General features: G+C 66.5%; 14 protein-coding genes. 8 read left to right on the forward strand and 6 right to left on the reverse strand.

Annotation, left to right across the window (positions count from 1 at the left end; genetic code table 11):
• Nucleotides 1–33: 33 nt before the first annotated feature.
• Nucleotides 34–1,638, reverse strand: coding sequence for a transglycosylase SLT domain-containing protein (locus AC1DCJ_RS12310; RefSeq protein ID WP_478071079.1), 1,605 nt, complete (start codon nucleotides 1,636–1,638; stop codon nucleotides 34–36).
• A gap of 134 nt (nucleotides 1,639–1,772) precedes the next feature.
• Here AC1DCJ_RS12310 and AC1DCJ_RS12315 point away from each other — a divergent pair, with 134 nt between their 5' ends.
• Both AC1DCJ_RS12315 and greB read left to right on the forward strand, forming a co-directional pair.
• Nucleotides 1,773–3,278 carry a helicase HerA-like domain-containing protein gene (locus AC1DCJ_RS12315; RefSeq protein ID WP_137191734.1) on the forward strand — a complete coding sequence of 502 codons (1,506 nt, stop codon included), beginning with the start codon at nucleotides 1,773–1,775 and terminating at the stop codon, nucleotides 3,276–3,278.
• Nucleotides 3,279–3,287: 9 nt separating this feature from the next.
• Entirely contained in the window at nucleotides 3,288–3,794 is a 507-nt protein-coding gene (gene greB / locus AC1DCJ_RS12320; RefSeq protein ID WP_038687182.1) for a transcription elongation factor GreB, read from the forward strand.
• Nucleotides 3,795–4,490: 696 nt separating this feature from the next.
• Here the strand turns inward: greB and AC1DCJ_RS12325 are convergent.
• Both AC1DCJ_RS12325 and rimO read right to left on the reverse strand, forming a co-directional pair.
• Entirely contained in the window at nucleotides 4,491–5,321 is an 831-nt protein-coding gene (locus AC1DCJ_RS12325; protein ID WP_478071080.1) for a DUF3025 domain-containing protein, read from the reverse strand.
• Nucleotides 5,318–6,682 carry a 30S ribosomal protein S12 methylthiotransferase RimO gene (gene rimO / locus AC1DCJ_RS12330; protein ID WP_137191735.1) on the reverse strand — a complete coding sequence of 455 codons (1,365 nt, stop codon included), beginning with the start codon at nucleotides 6,680–6,682 and terminating at the stop codon, nucleotides 5,318–5,320. Before rimO ends, AC1DCJ_RS12325 begins: the two co-directional genes overlap by 4 nt.
• Before the next feature lie 204 nt (nucleotides 6,683–6,886).
• Here rimO and AC1DCJ_RS12335 point away from each other — a divergent pair, with 204 nt between their 5' ends.
• Genes AC1DCJ_RS12335 through AC1DCJ_RS12345 form a run of 3 tightly spaced genes read left to right on the forward strand, consistent with a single transcriptional unit; the run spans nucleotide 6,887 to nucleotide 8,160 of the window.
• Nucleotides 6,887–7,558 (forward strand): dienelactone hydrolase family protein, encoded by a 672-nt coding sequence (locus AC1DCJ_RS12335; RefSeq protein ID WP_141058947.1) that lies wholly within the window; start codon nucleotides 6,887–6,889, stop codon nucleotides 7,556–7,558.
• Nucleotides 7,555–7,977 carry an HIT domain-containing protein gene (locus AC1DCJ_RS12340; RefSeq protein ID WP_038687173.1) on the forward strand — a complete coding sequence of 141 codons (423 nt, stop codon included), beginning with the start codon at nucleotides 7,555–7,557 and terminating at the stop codon, nucleotides 7,975–7,977. The genes AC1DCJ_RS12335 and AC1DCJ_RS12340 overlap by 4 nt, the downstream gene beginning before the upstream one ends.
• 15 nt (nucleotides 7,978–7,992) lie before the next feature.
• The gene (locus tag AC1DCJ_RS12345) at nucleotides 7,993–8,160 is read left to right on the forward strand and encodes a LiaI-LiaF-like domain-containing protein (protein ID WP_019182647.1); all 168 of its coding nucleotides are present in this window, start codon (nucleotides 7,993–7,995) and stop codon (nucleotides 8,158–8,160) included.
• Nucleotides 8,161–8,403: 243 nt separating this feature from the next.
• Here AC1DCJ_RS12345 and dcd read toward each other — a convergent pair whose 3' ends face one another.
• Entirely contained in the window at nucleotides 8,404–8,976 is a 573-nt protein-coding gene (dcd, locus tag AC1DCJ_RS12350; protein ID WP_038687170.1) for a dCTP deaminase, read from the reverse strand.
• 172 nt (nucleotides 8,977–9,148) lie between these two features.
• Nucleotides 9,149–10,006, reverse strand: coding sequence for an iron-sulfur cluster carrier protein ApbC (gene apbC, locus AC1DCJ_RS12355; RefSeq protein WP_137191738.1), 858 nt, complete (start codon nucleotides 10,004–10,006; stop codon nucleotides 9,149–9,151).
• 449 nt (nucleotides 10,007–10,455) lie between these two features.
• Here apbC and AC1DCJ_RS12360 point away from each other — a divergent pair, with 449 nt between their 5' ends.
• The 3 genes from AC1DCJ_RS12360 to AC1DCJ_RS12370 all read left to right on the forward strand — a co-directional run bounded on the left by AC1DCJ_RS12360 (nucleotide 10,456) and on the right by AC1DCJ_RS12370 (nucleotide 16,261).
• A complete protein-coding gene (locus AC1DCJ_RS12360; RefSeq protein ID WP_478071081.1) occupies nucleotides 10,456–13,269 on the forward strand; it encodes a TonB-dependent receptor plug domain-containing protein in 2,814 nt (937 codons plus the stop codon).
• A gap of 98 nt (nucleotides 13,270–13,367) precedes the next feature.
• The gene (locus tag AC1DCJ_RS12365; protein WP_258317501.1) at nucleotides 13,368–15,347 is read left to right on the forward strand and encodes an alpha/beta hydrolase family protein; all 1,980 of its coding nucleotides are present in this window, start codon (nucleotides 13,368–13,370) and stop codon (nucleotides 15,345–15,347) included.
• 119 nt (nucleotides 15,348–15,466) lie between these two features.
• Complete coding sequence (locus AC1DCJ_RS12370) at nucleotides 15,467–16,261, forward strand: SEL1-like repeat protein (protein ID WP_137191740.1); 795 nt, start codon at nucleotides 15,467–15,469, stop codon at nucleotides 16,259–16,261.
• Between the two features lie 52 nt (nucleotides 16,262–16,313).
• Here AC1DCJ_RS12370 and AC1DCJ_RS12375 read toward each other — a convergent pair whose 3' ends face one another.
• Nucleotides 16,314–17,912: a phytoene desaturase family protein gene (locus AC1DCJ_RS12375; RefSeq protein WP_478071082.1), complete on the reverse strand. Its 1,599-nt coding sequence runs from the start codon at nucleotides 17,910–17,912 to the stop codon at nucleotides 16,314–16,316.
• Nucleotides 17,913–17,976 lie beyond the last annotated feature (64 nt).

Raw genomic sequence — 17,976 nt, forward strand, 5'->3', positions numbered from 1 at the left:
TGATGCCGGCAGCCTACTCCATTGGGCGTGTGCTTACTTGCCGCAGCCCTGCAGCTTGAGCACCTGGCCCTGCCTGAGCGCGTAGGCCGGGGCCTTGAGTCCGTTGGCACGGGCCAGTTCACGCACGTCGCACTGGAACTTGTCGGCGATCGCGCCCAGGGTCTGGCCCTTGCCTACCTTGTGGCTGCGCGCCGGCTTGGCCTTGGGCTTTGCCGCAGGCGTGGCCACCGGGGCGACCGGGGTGGACGCCACCGCACTGGCCTGCACCTGCGCCACCGGCACCACACTGCCCACCGCGACGTTGCCGGTGTAGCTGGCCACGGCGGGGCGCACGATCGCGGCGTTGAGGTCGGCGGTGATCAGGGTGCGTGCCAGGTCCGCGCGCGGGCCGCTGACGCAATACCGGTTGTACAGGCCGGCGATACGGGTGGTGGCGTTGATCGTGGTACCGGCCGGAATCCAGCCGTCGGCCTCATAGCGCGGGTTGAGGTTGCGCAGCGCGCGCATGTAACCGTCGCGGGTGCCGGCGCTGCCCAGACAGATGGTCAGCTCGTAGATGGTGGTGGATTTGGCCAGCCGGATCGTCGCCGGCTGCGCGCTGATCTTCGGGAACTCCACGCCGTACTGCTGCGGATGCAGGAAGATCCAGGCCGCGGCGATCACCATCGGCACATAGTCCTTGGTTTCACCGGGGAACTGGTTGTACACGCTGTCCACCCAGAAGCCCTGGCCGCCGCTCTGCCGGAACACGCGCACGGCCCGGCCTTCGCCGCCGTTGTAGCCGGCCAGCGACAGCTCGACGCTGCCATTGAGCTCGCGCATGCGCTCGTTGAGGTAGGTGGCGCTGGCCTCGGCGGCGCTGCGCGCATCGAACCGGGTGTCAAAGCCGGTGCCATCCGGGCCCAGCCCGAAGCGGCGGCCGGTGGCCGGCATGAACTGCATCAGGCCGGCCGCACCGGCGCGCGAGGAGGCGTGGACGCGGCCATTGGATTCCTTGGCCATGATCCCGAACAGCAGCGCCTCGGGCAGACCGCGCTTCTCCCACTCGGGCCACATCACCTGGCGCAGGTTCTGGTAGTTCTCGTAGGTGGTCATCAAGGCCGGGCGCATGTCGGTGAGCCAGCGGCGGATGCCGGCCTGCACCGCCGGGTTGTACTCGACCATGTTGTCGAAGGCGTGGCGCTTGTCGTTGAGCAGCGCGGCCGCACGCGCCGCTTCGGGCACGTCGGCCGACAGCGGGCCGATGTGGTCCGGGTCGGCTTCCAGCAGGCCGCCGTCGCTGGCCAGTTCGTCGCCCTCGCCGTCACGGTTGTCGGCGTTGTCCTTCAGCAGGCGCTTGTAGGCCGGCAGCATGTTGCTGACCTGGCAGCCCTTCTGGGCGACACAGGCGCTGATCACATCCTCCATGTCCTCCAAGGCGGCATCGCCTTCGTTCTTGCCCTTGGGATCGGCATTGGCCACCAGCACCAGCGCATCGCGGTAGCGCTTCTCGGCGGCGGCCATGCGCTGGTCCAGCGCTTCGATCTTCACCCGATCACGGGCCGAAACCCGCTGTGCATGGGCCTCCGGCACGAACGAGAGCATTGCAGCGAGCGCCAACAGCGGCCAACCACGGACAAGCAAGACAGGAACGGGCATTTTTGGCACTGTGTGCGAAAGATGGGGCAGAGTAGCCGCGCCACTTGCATCGGGGCAACCCGGTCGACCCGGCAACCTGCGTCGACGTTTAGAATCCTGCCCATTCACACAGCACCAGCACAAGCGAGTTGACCATGGATCCGATCCTGCTCGGCAAAGGCATCACCGACGATATCGCCGTGACCCTGCAACCCCGCCTGGGCAATCGCCATGGCCTGGTGGCCGGGGCCACGGGCACCGGCAAGACCGTCACCTTGATGACCCTGGCAGAGGGCTTTTCGCGGATCGGCGTGCCGGTGTTCCTGGCCGATGTGAAGGGCGACGTGTCCGGCCTGGCCGTGGCCGGTGCAGGTACCGAGGCCTTGCTGCAGCGGGCACGGGAGATCGGCGTGGCCGACTATGCCCCCGCCGCCAGCCCGGCGATCTTCTGGGATCTGTACGGCAAGCTGGGGCACCCGGTGCGCACCACCGTGAGCGAAATGGGCCCCACGCTGCTGGGCCGCATCCTGGAGCTCAACGACACCCAGTCCGGCGTGCTCGACATCGTGTTCAAGCTGGCCGACGACCGCGGCCTGCTGTTGCTGGACCTGGATGACCTGCGCGCGCTGCTCGGCCTGGTCGCCGAGGAACGCAAGGACATCTCCACCGAATATGGCCTGGTCAGTGCGCAGACGGTGGCGGCGATCCAGCGCTCGCTGCTGCGCCTGTCGCAGGACGGCGGCGAAGCCTTCTTCGGCGAGCCGGCGCTGGAACTGGCCGACATCATGCGGGTCAACCATGACGGCCGTGGCGTGATCGGCATCCTGGCCGCCGACCAGCTGGTCCTCAAGCCCAAGCTGTACTCGACGTTCCTGTTGTGGCTGCTGTCGGAGCTGTTCGAAACCCTGCCCGAAGTGGGCGACCTGGACAAACCGAAGCTGGTCTTCATCTTCGACGAGGCCCACCTGCTGTTCGACGATGCGCCGCCGGCACTGGTGCAGCGCATCGAGCAGGTAGTGCGGCTGATCCGCTCCAAGGGCGTGGGCGTGTACTTCTGCTCGCAGTTCCCCGACGACGTGCCGGCCAACATCCTGGGGCAGCTCGGCAACCGCGTGCAGCATGCGCTGCGCGCCTTCACCCCGCGCGACCAGAAGGCGGTGAAGACCGCTGCCGAAACGTTCGTGCCCAATCCCAAGCTCGACGTGGCGGCCGTGCTGGCCAAGCTCGGCACCGGTGAGGCACTGGTGTCCACGCTGCAGGACAAGGGCATCCCCTCTCCCGTGCAGCAGACCCAGATCGCCCCGCCCCGCTGCCGGATGGGCGCCATCACCGAGGCCGAACGCGCCCAGGTACGCGCTGGCAGCCCGGTGGGCACCCGCTACGACACCGCGATCAACCGCGAGTCGGCGGCCGAACTGCTGGCCCAGCGCGCGCAGAAGGTGGTGGCGCAGGCAGATACGCCCAAGGCCCGCACGCGCGAGCAGGACGAACAGCAGGAAGGCGGCTTTGGCCAGTCGATCAAGGACGCCATCTTCGGCACCAAGCGCCGCCAGGGCATGATCGAAACCATGGCCAAGCAGACCACCCGGACCGTAGGCAGCAAGCTGGGCAACCAGATCGTGCGCGGCATCCTGGGCGGGCTGTTCGGCGGCAAGCGCTGAGCGAAACCGATGTCGCGTTGGCGTCCCCCGGCGGAAAAGAGTACGGCCCTGATCACCGCACAGGGCCATCAGCGATTGAAGACCGAACTGGACGACCTGTGGCGGGTGCGCCGACCGGAGGTGGTCAAGGCGCTGGCCGCGGCGGCGGCCGAGGGGGATCGCTCGGAGAATGCCGAGTACACCTACCGCAAGAAGCAGCTGGGCGAGATCGACCGGCGCGTGCGCTACCTCACCAAACGGCTGGAGTCGCTGCGCGTGGTCGACACCACCCCGACCGATCCGCAGGCAGTGTTCTTCGGCGCCTGGGTGGAGCTGGAGAACGTGGACAGCGGCGATACCAGCCGCTACCGCATCGTGGGCCCGGACGAGACCGATGCCGCCACCGGCTGGATCAGCATCGATTCGCCGCTGGCCCGCGCGTTGTTGAAGAAGCGCGTGGATGACGAGTTTGAAGTGGAGCTGCCCAGCGGCCGCCACGGCTTTGCGATCCTCGCGGTGGAGTACGGCGCGGGCTGAGGCGTTGGCGTTGTTCAACGCACGGCGTTACCGGGTGGTGCGCCGCTATCGGCGGTTGTTTGGGAACCAACCCTACCGTGTGGGGCGTTCTGGTGCGCAGGCCAACCGGGCGTTGAGGACTGCCCGCTGTTGGTAGGGTCGCATCCCAATCGACTGCCGTGGAGAACGCCGCGTTCGGTGTGGGCATGAACATCGGCGACGAAGGGCCTTTGCGCCGTTCAACGCACGGCGTTACCGGGTGGTGCGCCGCTATCGGCGGTTGTTTGGGAACCAACCCTACCGTGCGTGCGCACTGGTGCACAGAGGAGCCGGACGTTGAGGGCTGCCCGCCGTTGGTAGGGTCGCATCCCAATCGACTGCCATGGGATTCGCCGCGTTCGGTATCGGCATGAACATTGGCGACAAAGGCCTTTGCGCCGTTCAACGCACGGCGTTACCGGGTGGTGAACCGTTATCGGCGGTTGTTCGGGAACCAACCCTACCGTGCGGGGCGTTCTGGTGCGCAGGCCAACCGGGCGTTGAGGACTGCCCGCTGTTGGTAGGGTCGCATCCCAATCGACTGCCGTTGAGAACGCCGCGTTCTGTGTGGGCATGACCATCGGCAACAAAGGCCTTTGCGCCGTTCAACGCACGGCGTCACCGGGTGGTGCGCCGCTATCGGCGGTTGTTTGGGAACCAACCCTACCGTGCGCGGCCTTACGCGTCATGCGGCGCGGGATAGCCCCTGCCGTCGCGCAGCGGCCGGAAATAATCGGCCTGCCGGTAAAACGCCGCATCCTGCCGCGGATGCCAGCCGGGAATGCCCGCCAGCGGCAACGGCCGCAGCTCGAGCGGGTCGTTGAGGACGCGCCCGCTATCGATCATCCGTGCGACCTGCGCCACAGCGCGCGCATCCTCGTCGGCGCACACCACCACGCACTTGCCCACCATCAGACGCCCCGGCAACAAGGCCTGCTCCATCAACGCGTGGCCGATCACCGCCGCCACGGCGATTTCGCCGCTGCTCCACTGCTCTGCCCGGTCCGCGAACACCGCCGTCCAGTCATGCCGGTTCCAGGCCTGCACCACCGCCGGATCGCGCACCCGCACGATCACGCCGGTTTCGTCGAACTGCGTCAGCGCCGCCTGCGCACGGTTGCGCTGCTGCGGACCGTGGCAAGCGATATGCAGGCATTGGCGGGCATTGAGCGCATGTTTGATGGCCGGATGGCGTGCCCACACCAGCGCGTTGAACAGGTCGTGCCAGTTCGCCGCGCGGGTGGCAATGCGGCCCTGGGCAATGCGTTGCTCGTAATGCAGGCCGTCGGCCAACAGCGCGTCGTCCTGCTCGACCAGGTGCCGGCCCGGCAACGCCAGGCGGGCATCCAGCGCCGCGACGGTCGGCCAGTCGGCCGCCGTCATCAGATCGGCGTAGCGGGAGAATCCGGCAAACAGTGGCTGGGCGAAGACGTCCGCCGCCACCACGCCACGCGGCGGTGCGATGAAACGGCGGCGGGTGCCGCCGACATCGACCGCCGCCGCGGTCACAGCACCTGCAGGTCGAACGGCTTGCGGGCCGCCGCGTCGATCAACGCGTCGCCATACAGGTCGTGGTCGTCGCTCTCGGTGATCTCCACGTCGACGAACTGACCCACGCGCAGGCGGGCTTCCTCGGCATTCTGGATATGCACCAGGCCATCGATCTCCGGCGCGTCGGCCTTCGAACGTGCCACCGCGATACCGTCTTCGATCGCATCGACCAGGCACTGCTGCACGGTGCCGATCTTGGCCTCCAGGCGCGCAGCGGAAATCTCCGCCTGGCGCTCCATGAAGCGCGCCAGGCGCTCCTGCTTCACTTCCTCGGGCACCGCGTCGGGCAGGTCGTTGGCCGTGGCACCGGTCACCGGCGAGTAGGCGAATGCGCCCACGCGGTCCAGCTGGGCCTCGTCCAGGAAGCTCAGCAGTTCCTCGAACTCGGCGTCGGTCTCGCCGGGGAAGCCGACGATGAAGGTCGAGCGCACGGTGATGTCCGGGCACAGCTGGCGCCAGCGCTGCACGCGCTCGAGGGTCTTGTCGACCGCACCCGGGCGCTTCATCAGCTTCAGGATGCGCGGGCTGGCGTGCTGGAAGGGAATGTCCAGGTACGGCAGGATCCGGTTTTCGGCCATCAGCGGCACGATCTCGTCCACGTGCGGGTACGGATACACGTAGTGCATGCGGGTCCAGGCATCCAGTTCGGACAGGCCTTCGCACAGCGCCTTGAGCCGGGTCTGGTAGGCCTTGTCGCGCCACATGCGCTCGGCGTACTTCACATCCACGCCATAGGCCGAGGTGTCCTGGGACACCACCAGCAGTTCCTTCACCCCACCGCGCACCAGCCGCTCCGCTTCGCGCAGCACTTCATCGACCGGGCGCGAGACCAGCTTGCCGCGCATCGACGGAATGATGCAGAAGCTGCACTTGTGGTTGCAGCCCTCGGAGATCTTCAGGTACGCGTAGTGGCGCGGGGTCAGCTTGATGCCGTAGTCGGGCACCAGGTCCACGAACGGATCGTGCTTGGGCGGCAGCGCGGCGTGCACGGCCTCCATGACGCTGATGTAGTCCTGCGGGCCGGACACCGCCAGCACGTTCGGGTACGCCTCGCGGATCTGCTCGGGGCGCTTGCCCAGGCAGCCGGTGACGATAACCTTGCCGTTGGCGTTCATCGCCTCGCCGATCGCATCCAGCGACTCGGTCACGGCCGAATCGATGAAGCCGCAGGTGTTGACCACCACGACGTCGGCCGCATCGTAGGAGGGCACGATGTCGTAGCCCTCCGAGCGCAGCTGGGTGAGGATGCGTTCGGAATCGACGAGCGCCTTCGGGCAGCCAAGGCTGACGAAGCCGACTTTGGGGTTCAGCTGGGACATGGAATCGCGGGACTCTGGGGGCCTGGGCCCATGCCGGAATGGCGTGGGGACCTGGGGCCGGAAACGGCGGCAAGTATACCGGCGTTGGGGGCCGGGCCCTGAATCGCATCAAGGCGATCCCGCCAGACCCGGCACGGCCGCTGACACCGCCCTAACCGGCGCGCGGCCGATAATGAACGCCTGAACCAACAGGAGTCACGCATCATGGGTGAGTGGGTCACGCTCGATACGCACCACGGTCCGGTCCGGGCCTGGCAGGCCACGCCGGCGGCCAAGCCCCGTGGCGGGCTGGTGGTCATCCAGGAGATCTTCGGGGTCAACGCGCACGTGCGCGAGGTGGCCGAGGGCTTTGCCGCGCAGGGCTACGCGGTGCTGGCGCCGTCGTTCTTCGACCTCATCGACGGGGTGGACGCCGACCCCGATGCCCTGCCCTACGACCCGGACGGGGTGAAACAGGGCCTGGAACGGGTGAACGCGCTGGGCGTGGAGAAGGCATTGGAGATAGTGCGCGCGGCCGCCTCGCGGCTGGCCCCGGCCGGCAAGGTGGGCACGGTGGGCTACTGCTGGGGCGGCAGCATCGCGCTGTTGTCAGCGCTGCGGCTGGGCCTGCCGTCGGTCAGCTATTACGGGGCGCGCAATGTGCAGTTCCTGGACGAAGCGCCCAAGGCGCCGGTGATGTTCCACTTCGGGGCCCAGGACAAGAGCATCCCGCCCGAGGCGATCGCCGCCCACCGCGAGAAGCTGCCGCAGATGGCCACCTTCGTGTACCCCGCCGACCACGCCTTCAACCGCAGCGTCGGACATGCGTATGATCCAGACAGCGCCACCCTGGCGCTGGAACGCACCCTGGACTTCTTTGCGGAGCATCTTGGATGAGCGAGTTCGAACTGGATCCACGCCTGGCCACCGATAGCGTACTGGTAGCAGAAGGGCCGTTGTCGCAAGTGCGATTGATGAACGACGAGCGTTACCCCTGGTTGATCCTGGTGCCCCGGCTGGCCGGCATCACCGAGTGGATCGACCTGGACGGCGATCAGCAGGACAAACTGCGCACCGAGTTGAACCGTGCCTGCAAGGCGCTCAAGGGCACCGACGGGGTGGAGAAGATCAACATCGGCGCACTGGGCAACATCGTGCGCCAGTTGCATTTCCACGTGATCGGCCGCCACGTTGGCGATCCGGCGTGGCCGGGCCCGGTGTGGGGCCAGGGCCAGGCGCACCGTTTCGATCCGGCGGTGCTGGCCGAACGTGTCGCGCACTGGAAGGAACGGCTAGGATATTCGCCCCAGCCCTAGCGGACCCTGCCCCTGATGCGTTCCAACCTTGTCGCTGCCATCGTCCTCATCCTCGTCGGCCTGTTCCTGCTGGCCAGCAATCTGGGCTGGACCAACATGAACATGGGGAAGCTGATCCTCACCTGGTGGCCGGTGGTGCTGGTGGCGGTGGGCATCGGCCTGCTGTTCGGCCGCGGCAAGTAGAGCGGACCGTTGGTCCGCTGCTTTTGGGTCCGCTGCTTTTGGGTCCGCTGCTTTTTGGTTACCACGCCGCACGCCGGACCAAGCCACAAAAAAGCGCGGAGTACTCCGCGCTTTTTTGTGGTCGCCACCCTTGATGGGTAACGGTAACCGCAGAGGCAGCCGACCAACGGTCGGCTCTACCAGGCGCGGACGCGGCAGCACGCCCGGGGATTGATCAGGTGCGCCGCGCCACCCGCGTGGTCATCAGGTGCGCGGCAGGGTCACGCCGGTCTGGCCCTGGTACTTGCCGCCGCGGTCCTTGTAGGACGTTTCGCAGATATCGTCCTTGTCGGCCTGGAAGAACAGCATCTGGGCCACGCCTTCGTTGGCATAGATGCGCGCCGGCAGCGGCGTGGTGTTGCTGAATTCCAGGGTCACATGGCCTTCCCACTCCGGTTCCAGCGGGGTCACGTTGACGATGATGCCGCAGCGCGCGTAGGTGCTCTTGCCCAGGCACACCACCAGGGTGTCGCGCGGGATCCGGAAGTACTCCACGGTGCGCGCCAGCGCGAAGCTGTTGGGCGGGATGATGCACTCGTCGCCCACGATGTCCACGAAGCTGCCCGGGTCGAAGTGCTTGGGGTCGACAATGGTGGAGTTGATGTTGGTGAACACCTTGAACTCGCGCGAGCAGCGCACGTCATAGCCGTAGCTGGAGGTGCCGTAGCTGACGATGCGCTGGCCGTTGGCCTGCTTGACCTGGCCGGCTTCGAACGGCTCGATCATCGCCTGCTGTTCGGCCATCTGACGGATCCAGCGGTCACTCTTGATGCTCATGGGGGGTCCTGGGTGCGGAAAGGAACAACGGCACCGCCAACGGGCGCCCGGGCCACGATTCTAAACAGCCACCCGGGTTGCGGCCAGCCGCGATGCCGGGATGCGCAGGCGACAAGGCCCGGCAATGCCGGGCCGTGTGCGGTTCAGACGTGCCAGGCCGTGGCCCGCGCGGTCAGATCAGGGACGACAGAATCGGAATGCTGGCGCGCGGGCGCTTGGCCACTTCCTCGATCAGGCGCTCGGCCGCGCGCAGGTAGGCCTGGGCGGCTGCCGAGTCCGGCAATGCGGCAGTGATCGGAGTGCCGGCATCGCCCTGCTCGCGGATGCCGATTTCCAGCGGCAGCGACCCCAGCAGCGGCACGCCGTACTGCGCGGCCATGCGCTCGCCGCCGCCGTCGCCGAACAGGTGCTCGCGGTGGCCGCAGTTGCTGCAGGTGTGTACGGCCATGTTCTCCAGGATGCCCAGTACGGGCACTTCCACCTTCTCGAACATCTTCAGTGCCTTTCTGGCATCCAGCGTGGCGATGTCCTGCGGCGTGGTGACGATCACCGCGCCGGCCAGCGGAATCTTCTGGGTCAGGGTCAGCTGGATGTCGCCGGTGCCCGGCGGCAGGTCGATCAGCAGGTAATCGAGGTCGTCCCACAGGGTGTCATTGAAGAACTGGGTCATCGCCGAGGTGGCCATCGGGCCGCGCCAGATCATCGGCGTCTCGTCTTCGATCAGGTAGCCGATCGACATGGTCTCCACGCCGAAGGCGCGCATCGGTTCGATCGACTTGTTGTCCGGGCTTTCCGGGCGGCCACTGAGGCCGAGCATGGCCGGTACGCTCGGGCCGTAGATGTCGGCATCAAGCAGGCCCACGCGCGCGCCCAGCTTGGCCAGCGCCACGGCCAGGTTCACCGCCGTGGTGGACTTGCCCACGCCGCCCTTGCCCGATCCCACGGCAATCACGTTGCGGATGCGCGGATGCGGGCTGAGCCCTTTCTGCACCTGGCTGGCGTGGGGACGACGTGACTGGCTGGGGCTCACTGCATGACTCCGAAGAAGCGATTGCGCTGAACTGCGCAGTATACAAGCCGCCATCCACGGCCGTAGCCGGCGCCATCCCGATGCCGTCGGCATGCCGCCAGTCTGAACACACCCCTACCCGCTGATGCGATGTCCAGGGACAGCGCCGGGACACGGGGAGGCGGCGCCCGCGACAGTTTCAAACGAAACTATTCCTATGGAATCAATTACTTGCCGGTGATTTCGGGCCAATTGCGTTGTCCCACAAGGATTTGCATATTTTGTCTTTATGACGCGTTGATGAACGGTTGACACGACAAGTTAAGCCCATGTTAATCTCAGGTCATCAGCGCGTGATGCTGGTGAAGAGGTCTCCCAGTGAGACCTCGAAGGGGCACAAGGACGTCGGCCACGGGTGCACCACCCGGCAGGCGCCGGGTGCAAAAAAAGACTTTTAGGGGGTTTCACCAATGACGAACCGCACTCTGCTCAGCCGCAACCCGCTGAGCTTTGCCATGGCCACGGCCCTGGTTGTATCGGCCATCTCGCCGGCTTTCGCCCAGGACAGCAGCAGCGCGTCGGGCACCGAAACCCGCGGCGCCACCCAGCTGGACAAGGTCACCGTGACCGGCTCGCGCATCAAGCGCGCCGAAGTGGAAGGCCCGGCTCCGGTAGTCGTGGTGACCTCCCAGGACATCGAAAAGCAGGGCTTCAACACCGTCTATGACGCGCTGACCACCCTGAGCCAGTTCACCGGTTCGGTGCAGAACGAACTGTCCGGCGGCTTCACCCAGAACGCCAGCTTCCTGAACCTGCGCGGCCTCGGCCCGGGCTATCAGCTGGTGCTGATCAACGGCCGCCGCGCCACCGACTACCCGCTGCCCTACAACGGTCAGTCCAACGCGGTGAACCTGGCCAACATCCCGGCCGCCGCCATCGATCGCATCGAAATCCTGTCCGGCGGCGCATCGGCCATCTACGGCTCCGACGCCGTGGCCGGCGTGGTCAACATCATCATGAAGACCAACTTCGAGGGCGACACGGTCACCCTGCGCGGTGGCACCACCACCCAGGGTGGCGGTGACTCGGGTCGCTTCCAGTGGGTCGGCGGCAAGACCGGCAGCAACTGGAGCCTGACCTACGCCTTCGAGGCCCTGGAGCGCGAGGCGATCTACGCCAGCCAGCGCGATTTCATGGATTCCTACCGTGACGACCCGTCGGTTGATCCGGCCGACGCCACTGCCGTGGAATCGGTGCGCTTCACCGTCAACCGCGGCGCCGGCGCGATTCGCGAATGGCCGGCCGCCGGTGGCCTGGAAGAAGTCTGCGGTCGCTTTGCCGACTTTGAAACCTACAAGTCCGCACCGACCGTCGCCGCGCCGAACCGCTGCGGTTACTTCGGCTACCCGGCCACCCAGTCGATCCGCAACTCCGACAGCACCCAGTCCGGCTACCTGTACGGCACCTACGACTTCACCGGCGGCATGCAGGCCTGGGCCCAGTTGAGTGCCTCGCGTTCGGAAGCCAAGCTGGCCAGCGCCACCCGCTTCTTCGCCAGCGGCGCGGCCCTGGGTATCACCAACCACTACGACCCGCAGTTCGGCGGCACCGTCGGCAACGTGCAGCGCATCCTGACCCCGTCCGAAGTGGGCAGCACCGGTGCGCAGAACAACTTCGTCGAGAAGTCGCTGGACGTGGCTTTCGGTCTGCGCGGCAACTTCGGCGAGAAGTTCGACTGGGATGCCACCGTGTCCCACTCGCGCTACACCGCCGATGACAACTTCAACTGGCCGGTCGCCAGCCGCATCCGCGACTTCTTCTATGGTCCGCAGCTGGGCACCCGTCCCAACGGCCTGCCGATCTACCAGTTGAATGTCGACCGCCTGCTGAACCCGCTGTCGCCGGAAGACGTTGCCGCCTTCAGCGACAACTTCTCCAACACCTCCTCGTCACAGGCCTCGCAGGCGACCTTCGGCGTCAGCGGCGACCTGTTCGAGCTGCCGGCCGGCCCGCTGGCCATGGCCGGCGTGCTGGAAGCAGCGCAGCAGAAGTACGACGTCTCGCCCGATGCGCGCATGGCCCAGGATTACACCGGCACCGGTGGTCCGCTCGGCCGTACCGCAACCGGCGGCGGCGGCGATCGCAACCGTTACGCGGTGGGCCTGGAGTTCAGCATCCCGATCGTCAGCACCCTGAAGGCCAACCTGGCAGGTCGTTACGACAAGTACGACGACGCCAGCTCGGTCGACGGTGCTGCCACCTGGATGGCGGGCCTGGAATACCGCCCGTTCGAAAGCCTGCTGCTGCGCGGCTCCCATGCCACCAGCTTCCGTGCGCCGGACATGCACTACATCTTTGCCGAACCGTCGGGCTTCTTCCTCAACGGCGCGCTGGATGAATACCGCTGCCGTCGTGACGGCCTGGACCCGCTGAGCAACACCGACTGCGGCTCCGGTACCGACTACACCTACTCCATCCAGGGCGATCGCCAGGGCAACCGCAACCTGAAGGAAGAGACCGGCAAGTCCACGACCGTCGGCTTCGTCTGGGACGTGATGGACCAGATGTCGCTGAGCGTGGATTACTACAACATCGAGCTGAAGGGCGCGGTCAAGGACATCTCCTTCGGCTACCTGATGCGCAATGAAGCCGACTGCCGCCTGGGCCAGACCCGCGACGGCCAGCCGGTGGATGGCACCTCGGCCGCCTGCGATTACTTCCGCAGCCTGGTCGGTCGTGACGGCATCAACCCGACCACCGGTGAAGACGAGTACGTGGTCGACTACCACTCGGTGCCGTTCAACCAGGCCAACCAGAAGACCTCCGGTCTGGACGTGGCGTGGAAGTACAAGATCGATACCGACCGTTGGGGCGATTTCGACCTGGGCCTGAACTGGACCCACGTGCTGAAGCTGGAAGACCAGGAGTTCCCGGGCAGCGGCACGCGCAACGTGCGTGACCACAAGCAGTTCTTCAACTTCCGCAGCCGCATCAACTGGACCGCCAGCTGGGAACGCGACGACTGGGCAACCACCGTGTACGGCTACCGCTGGGGCTCGCTGCCGAACTGGGCTGAAACCGGCCGCATCGGTTCGTACGTGGTCTGGAACGCCAACATCCAGAAGAAGGTCACCAACAAGGCCACCATCGGTCTGTTCGTGAACAACGTCTTCGATGAAATGTCGCCCAAGGATGACACCTACAACACGTACCCGTTCTTCTTCTACAACTACAGCCCGATCGGCCGCGAGGTCTTCGTGCAGTTCGAGTACAAGCTGAACTGATCGATCCGGGTTGCATCGAAGAGCCCGGCTTGCCGGGCTCTTCGCTTTGCAGGACATGAAACCTGTCTCATCTATCTGGAGAAATGCGTATGAAGCGCATGTTGCCCCTCCTGGCGCTGGTCGTGTCGACGGCAGCCCCGTCGGCGCTGGCCGCCGCCCCCCAACAGCCCGTCAAGGATTTCGTCGGGCATGCCTCCTACAGTTCGGTCAAAATTTCGCCCACCGGCGAGTACCTGGCGATCACCGTCGACCAGGGTGACCAGGACGTACTGACCGTCATCCGCACCAGCGACCTGAAGCCGATCAAGGTCAACACGCTGCCCGAAAAGAAGAGCGTGGGCTCGTTCTACTGGACCAGCCCGGACCGGTTGCTGTTCAACGCGGTCAAGAAGCTCGGCGGCTATGCCTCGCCGATGTCCACCGGCGAGTGGTATGCCGTCAATGCCGATGGCAGCCAGCCCCGTCCGCTGATCTACTACGGCACCCGCGATGCCACCCAGCGCGGCAAGGAAGTCAGCCGCGAGAGCTTCTCGCTGCTGGACACCCTCAAGGACGACGACCAGAACGTCATCATGCAGGTGACGTCGGCGCGTTCGTCTGAAGGCGCCAACACCGAAGTGGTGCGCATGGATACCGTCAGCGGCCGGCGCACGTCGCTGGGCCGCGCGCCCAAGGAAAACTGCAGCATCGCGCTGGATGCCGCCAAGGAGCCGCGCTTCGCGGTGTGCACCTCGAGCAAGAACGAGGAAGGCGAGTACGAAGAGCGCAGCGAACTGTACCGCCGCGATGGCAGCGGCTGGACGCTGCTCAATGCCTCCAAGGCCGACGGCAAGCACCTGGACGTGATCACCACGACCAACACCGGCACCGTGTACGCCACCCAGGACGACGACAAGGCACCGGCAGCCGTGGGCACGCTGGACACCACCACCGGCGCGTTCAAGTCGCTGTTCCAGGATCCCACCGCGGAGGTGTCCAACTACATCTGGTCCACCGATGAGAGCACGCTGGTGGGCGTGGTCACCGAGGCGGCCGCACCGGCGGTGAAGCTGATCGACGAAAACCACCCCGACGCCGAGCTGTACGCCTCGCTGGCCGCGGCGTTCGAGGGCCAGATGGTCGACTTCTCCAGCTACACCCAGGATGGCAGGAAGATCATCGTCAGCGTCTACAGCGACAACAACCCCGGCGAGCTGTACCTGTACGACCGCGACAGCGGCAAGGCCCGCTTCCTGATGTCGCGCCGGCCGCAGATCGACAAGAAGAACATGGCGTCGATCAAGCCCTTCAGCATCACCACCCGCGACGGCAAGAAGGTCTTCGGCTACCTCACCCTGCCCAATGGATCGGACGGCAAGAACCTGCCGCTGGTGGTCAACCCGCACGGTGGCCCGATCGGCCCGCGCGACAACTGGGGCTTCAACCCGGAAGCCCAGCTGTTCGCCAACCGCGGCTACGCCACCCTGCAGGTGAACTTCCGTGGTTCGGCCGGGTACGGCAAGGCCTTCCAGGACGCCGGCCACCGCCAGTGGGACCAGGGCATCCAGAACGACATCCTGGAAGCCACGCACTGGGCCATCAACAGTGGCTACGTGGACCGCAACCGCATCTGCATCTACGGCGGCAGCTTTGGCGGCTACTCGGCACTGATGGCCCCGATCCGCGAACCGGGCCTGTTCAAGTGCGCGTTCGGCTACGTGGGCGTGTACGACGTGGACATGCTGTTCAAGAAGGGCGACATCCCGCAGCGTGACTCGGGGCTGCGCTACCTGCGCCGTACTCACGGCACCGAACGCGCCGACTGGAATCGCGCCTCGCCTGCACTGCGTGCGGCCGAGGTCAAGATCCCGGTCTATCTGGCCGCCGGTGCCCGTGACGTGCGCGCGGTGCCCGAGCAGACCGAACTGATGAACAAGGCACTGATTGCCGCCGGCAACAAGCCGGAAGGCATGATCATCCAGAGCGGTGAAATGCACGGGTTCTACGGCGAGGAAGCGCGCGTGAACCTGTACACCGAAATGCTGAAGTTCTTCGACCGCCACATCGGCGCCGGTGGCACCACGCCGGCCCGCAACTGAGACCGGTGACCGTACTGCGGTCGCAGGGTTGACGTAGGCTGTATTGCCGGGTGGGCACGCCCACCCGGCGCTTCTTCACACATGCGATGGAACACATTTATATGAAACACCGGCAATGGATGGCAACACCTGTTCTGTTGGCGGCGCTGCTGGCCGCGCCCGCGGCCTGGAGTGCAACGCCGGCACCGCCCGACCCCACGCAGGACCAGCTGATGATCACCGCTGGCTTCCTCAATGGTCACCCCGACCTGCGCTTCCGCCTGCTGGCCCTGGAGAAGCACAAGGCCGGCAAGCGCGAGGATGCCTTCCGCTTCTTCCAGTACGCCGCGCAGTACGCCGACAAACCCTCCCAGGGCATGGTCGCCGAGATGCTCTGGAATGGTGACGGCACCGCCCAGGACCGCGCGTTGGCCTATGTCTGGATGGACCTGGCGGCCGAACGCGGCTATGAAGGTTTCGTGGGCCTGCGTGAGCGTTACTGGAGCCAGCTCACCGAAGCCGAGCGCGCACGTGCGCTTGCCGAAGGCGAAGCGATCTACGCCCGTTACGGTGATGCCGCGGCCAAGCCTCGCATCGCCGCGGTGCTGCGTCGCGAGCGCAAGGCGGTCACCGGCAGCCGTACCGGTTTTGCCGGCAATCTGCGCATCGTGGTTCCCGGTCCGAGCGGCTCGCGCGAGATCGATGGCTCCAAGTTCTACGACGAGCGCTTCTGGGACCCGGCCAAGTACCAGGCCTGGCATGACGCGGTCTGGACCAAGCCGCGTATCGGCACGGTCGATGTGGGCGGCGTGGAGCAGGTCAAGGCCGGCGATGCGAGCTCGCGTATTCCGGTGGTGAGCCCGGTTCAGGACCTGCCCGAACCGGATGCCGGCAGCGAAATGCCGCAGCTCGAACCGACCGACACCAAGCCCTGAACAGGGCCCGCATCGTCCGCTTGGGCGGTCGATGCGGTGTGGGCGGTTGCAGTCAGCCGCGCAGGATCACCTGCGCGGCGTTATGCCCCGGCGCACCGGTGACACCGCCGCCGGGATGCGTGCCGGACCCGCACAGATACAACCCCGGCAACGCGCCGCGGTAATCGGCCTGGCCCAGCATCGGGCGTGCACTGAACAGCTGGTTGAGGCTCAGCGCGCCATGGAAGATGTCGCCCCCGATCAAGCCGAAGGTCCGCTCCAGGTCCAGCGGACTCAATACCTGTCGGCCCAGCACCGAGGCGGCAAATCCCGGCGCATGCTGTTCCACCGTGGCGATCATCAGGTCGGCCACTTCATCGCGATGATCGTCCCAACTGCGCCCGTGCGGCAGCTCCGGCGCCACGTGCTGGCAGAACAGGCTGGCCACGTGCTGCCCGGGCGGCGCCAGCGAATCATCCAGCGTGCTGGGAATGAGCATCTCCACGATCGGCTCGCGCGACCAGCCCTGCTGGCGCGCATCGGTGTAGGCGCGGTCCATGTAATCCAGCGACGGGGCGATGATGATGCCGGCGGTCAGGTGGTCGCCCGCACCGGGCAGGCAGCGGAAGTCGGGCAACTGCGACAGCGCCACGTTCATGCGGAAGGTGCCCGAGCCGCAGCGCCAGTTGGCCATGCGTTCGCGCGTGGGCGCCGGTACCTCGTCGGCGGTCAGCAGCTGTTCGTAGAGCAGTTTCGGGTTGACGTTGGCCACCACCGCGCGGGCGTCGATGCGCTCGCCATCCAAAGTCTCCACGCCCACCGCCCTGCCCGCCTCGACCCGCACGCGACGCACGCCGGCATCGGTGCGGATCTGCGCGCCGGCCTGGACGGCCGCACGTGCCATCGCCTGGGTGATCGCGCCCATGCCGCCGATGGCGTGGCCCCAGGCGCCCTTGACCCCGTTGCTCTGGCCGAACGCGTGGTGCAGCAGCACGTAGGCAGTGCCCGGTGCATACGGGCTCGCGTAATTGCCCACCACGCCGTCGAAACCGAACAGCGCTTTGATCGGCGCACTCTCGAACCAGCGGTCGAGGTACTCGGCGGCGGAAATGGTGAACAGGTCCAGCAGTTCCTGGCGCAGCCCGGGCGACAGCGCGTGCAACCGCCGCCCGAGCTGCCCCGCCCGCCACAGTTCAGGCAGGGCCTGCAGCCAGTGCCCGCTGCCCACGTTGGGCGGCGCCTGCAACGCGACCGCGCGCAGCACGTCGGCGAACACCTCCAGCCGTTGTTCGTAGGCCGGCAGTTGCTGCGCGTCGCGCACGGAGAAGCGGCGCACCTCGGCCTGGGTAAGACCGGCTCCGGCCAGCAGGTAGCCGCCGTCGGGCAGTGGCAGGAAATTGTTGATGCGGCGCGGCACTACCGTCAGCCCGTGCGCAGGCAGGTCCAGGTCGGCGATCACCTTGGGCTGCAGCAGGGACACCGTGTAGGACGCCACCGAATTGCGGAAGCCGGGATGGAATTCCTCGGTGACCGCCGCACCCCCGACCACCCCACGGCGCTCCAGCACCAGCACGCGCTTGCCTGCGCGCGCCAGGTACGCCGCGCAGACCAGACCGTTGTGTCCGGCGCCGATGATGACCGCGTCCCACGCCTGCGCAGAAGGGTTTGCCATGGCCGTTGTATACACCGCCACGGCAGGGCGTGTCGCCCCACAGGCCACGACTTTGCCGCTGCGG

It is taken from the genome of Stenotrophomonas sp. 10N36 (assembly GCF_056395005.1).

Coding starts and splice junctions, on each gene's coding strand:
- AC1DCJ_RS12365 (WP_258317501.1), top strand. CDS start 13,368: ATGTTGCCCCTCCTGGCGCTGGTCGTGTCGACGGCAGCCCCGTCGGCG.
- AC1DCJ_RS12360 (WP_478071081.1), top strand. CDS start 10,456: ATGACGAACCGCACTCTGCTCAGCCGCAACCCGCTGAGCTTTGCCATG.
- AC1DCJ_RS12375 (WP_478071082.1), bottom strand. CDS start 17,912: ATGGCAAACCCTTCTGCGCAGGCGTGGGACGCGGTCATCATCGGCGCC.
- AC1DCJ_RS12345 (WP_019182647.1), top strand. CDS start 7,993: ATGCGTTCCAACCTTGTCGCTGCCATCGTCCTCATCCTCGTCGGCCTG.
- greB (WP_038687182.1), top strand. CDS start 3,288: ATGTCGCGTTGGCGTCCCCCGGCGGAAAAGAGTACGGCCCTGATCACC.
- AC1DCJ_RS12340 (WP_038687173.1), top strand. CDS start 7,555: ATGAGCGAGTTCGAACTGGATCCACGCCTGGCCACCGATAGCGTACTG.
- AC1DCJ_RS12370 (WP_137191740.1), top strand. CDS start 15,467: ATGGCAACACCTGTTCTGTTGGCGGCGCTGCTGGCCGCGCCCGCGGCC.
- dcd (WP_038687170.1), bottom strand. CDS start 8,976: ATGAGCATCAAGAGTGACCGCTGGATCCGTCAGATGGCCGAACAGCAG.
- AC1DCJ_RS12310 (WP_478071079.1), bottom strand. CDS start 1,638: ATGCCCGTTCCTGTCTTGCTTGTCCGTGGTTGGCCGCTGTTGGCGCTC.
- AC1DCJ_RS12335 (WP_141058947.1), top strand. CDS start 6,887: ATGGGTGAGTGGGTCACGCTCGATACGCACCACGGTCCGGTCCGGGCC.
- AC1DCJ_RS12315 (WP_137191734.1), top strand. CDS start 1,773: ATGGATCCGATCCTGCTCGGCAAAGGCATCACCGACGATATCGCCGTG.
- rimO (WP_137191735.1), bottom strand. CDS start 6,682: ATGTCCCAGCTGAACCCCAAAGTCGGCTTCGTCAGCCTTGGCTGCCCG.